Annotated in this window: 1 protein-coding gene and 1 pseudogene; both read right to left on the bottom strand. The window is 70.4% G+C overall.

Annotation, left to right across the window (positions count from 1 at the left end):
• Positions 1–423: pseudogene (locus tag FS885_RS10105) on the bottom strand (hypothetical protein); the annotation flags it as partial.
• 2 nt (positions 424–425) lie between these two features.
• Positions 426–1,145, bottom strand: coding sequence for a hypothetical protein (locus FS885_RS09985; RefSeq protein ID WP_186365857.1), 720 nt, complete (start codon positions 1,143–1,145; stop codon positions 426–428).
• Positions 1,146–1,224: the final 79 nt, after the last annotated feature.

Below are 1,224 nucleotides of genomic sequence, written 5' to 3'. Positions count from 1 at the left end.
CACGAGGAGGAAAACGACCTCCTTGACGCCGGGAAGGCTCTGGCTGCCGTCCATGCGCTGGGAGATCTCGATGAGCTTCAGGGTGAAGACCAGGCCGAGCACCCCGCACCCGATCGGCAGGATGGCAACCTGCCATACGCCCCGGGCGACGTCGTGCATGGTCAGGTCGCTCGAGCTCGTGAGCATGTGCGCGAAGTCGGCCGAGAGGATCCCGTTCGCGCCGATCGACCCGAGCACGCCCGTCTGAGCCTTGAACATCCAGTTGCAGCAGTCGCGCAGGAGGCCGCACAGCCAATCGTTGACGTCCCCGGCTATGTCGGCGTATGCCGGCTGCGCGGGGACGAGCAGGAGCGCGCAGAGGGCGAACGCCGTCGCGGCGGAGATGGCGAACGCCCTTCGGCGTCGCGATTCAAGCGCCCGCACGGCTACATCGCCTCCAGCGAGCCGCCGCGCGAAACCACGGTGACCACCGTCGAGGCGGGGTCGTCGAGCGTGAAGGTCGTCGACGCGACGTTCCCGGCGTAGTCGAGCCACACCTCCTTGTCCCAGGTGGCTCCCATCGCCTGCGGGGACACCTCCGCCGCCTTCCCGGCGACGGCCTCCTCGATGGCGGCGACGTCTGCGCCAAGCGCCTCGGAGAGGCGGCCGTCGGTGCCGGTCACGGAGAACGCTCCGTCTTGCGCCTTCTGGGGCACGTAGGCCTGCGTCAGAAGGTCGCATGCCAGGGTGCGGTTGTCCCCGTCGCCCGAGACCTGGATGAGCGACAAGCCTCCCGCCTTATCGCCGGTTCCCTTGACCTCGATGGGCACGCTTAGCACGCCGCCGGCCTCGGAGGGCTCCTCGGCCGAGAAGAACCAGGCGCGCTCGGTGCCGCCCGCGCTCTCCGCCATGGCGCCCTCGACGATCCGCAGCGTGGCCGTCGGGTCGTCGGCGCCCGTCCATGCGGTGTTCCAGAGCGCCTCGGCGCCCGAGGCGGCCTTCCCGGTTGCCACGTCGGCGCCTGCAGCCGCGGGCTGCTCTTGCTCCTGGGGACTATCCTGCGCGCCTTCCTGCGGGGCGATGGCGCAGCGCGCCGCGCCCGCGCCGAGCGCCACGACGAGCGCGCCTGCCGCGACGGCGGCCATGACCCTTGACTTTCCCTGCATTGGTTTCTCCTATCTCGCGGTGAGCGCGCAGCTGAAGCTGCCGATGCCGCTCGCTATGCGGCACACGTCGCCCGTTCGC

It is taken from the genome of Enorma burkinafasonensis, from assembly GCF_902150035.1.
In the GTDB taxonomy this organism is placed as follows: Bacteria; Actinomycetota; Coriobacteriia; order Coriobacteriales; family Coriobacteriaceae; genus Enorma; species Enorma burkinafasonensis.
The sequence above is the reverse complement of the archived record's forward strand: the minus strand, read 5'-3'. Positions and strand labels throughout refer to the sequence as shown.